This window comes from Streptococcus sp. HMSC077D04, assembly GCF_001808785.1.
Classification (GTDB): domain Bacteria; phylum Bacillota; class Bacilli; order Lactobacillales; family Streptococcaceae; genus Streptococcus; species Streptococcus mitis_BX.
Window position 1 is genome coordinate 3,004 of sequence record NZ_KV794537.1, and the last position, 837, is coordinate 3,840.

Here is an 837-nt window from a genome sequence, read left to right on the forward strand (position 1 = left end):
CAAAATCTTGGTAAGTATACTCTGCAACCAGGAGAGTCGGCTAACTTTACAGTAAATCCTCGGACACATGATGTAGAATACTACTCAGAATTAATCTTGAAAAAAATGATACTAATAAGCTTAAATTATCAGGTAAAAAAGTTTGGTTTGAGATGCATGGCGATATTTTTTATGATGTTGAAGGGCAAAAACTTGTTCGAAGCCATCATTCAGAAGATGTTGATGAAGAGTTACCCAATAATCAAAAAGATATCCATTTAGTCCAGGATGGAATTGTTGTCAGTTACCAGGGGGAAAAAGTATTTAATGTAACCAATAACAAGTCCTATACAATAACCATCACCAATGTAGACGACAAGCCAGCACACTTTGAAGCTCAAGTGGTGGATAGGTAAGTTTAAGAATCTTTAAGTAAGCCTAGATGGTTGCCATTTGTTTGGTGATGGAGGTTTATTTTGACTTTTGATGGCTATCTGGTTGTTACTTTCGATGAAGCTAGAGAAGAACTGATAGCGGAAAGGAATCGGCTACCATGGGAGTAAAATACAGCGCACAAGAATCCCAAGAATTGATTCAGGCCATGACGAACAACCTCCGAGTCGCAAATGAAGTCACAGACCGCTTATCTAGTGGCTGTGATCACCTGATTTCCTCTTTAGACTCAGGTGAGTTGACAGGAGCAGCCTACACAGCTGGTAAAGGTCTCTTTATAGAGATTATCATCCCCAGCATCAAGAAGTTACAAGCAGCGATAGATGATATCCAACTAGAGTTGACATCCTACAAAGATGCGGATGCTCAGGTTTCTGGATATGGTGATTTGGACCTAGACCAGCT

General features: G+C 39.8%; 2 pseudogenes. Both read left to right on the forward strand.

Annotation, left to right across the window (positions count from 1 at the left end):
• Window positions 1–395: pseudogene (locus tag HMPREF2701_RS06835) on the forward strand (hypothetical protein); the annotation flags it as partial.
• A 137-nt stretch (window positions 396–532) separates the two neighbouring features.
• Window positions 533–837: pseudogene (locus tag HMPREF2701_RS06840) on the forward strand (LXG domain-containing protein); the annotation flags it as partial.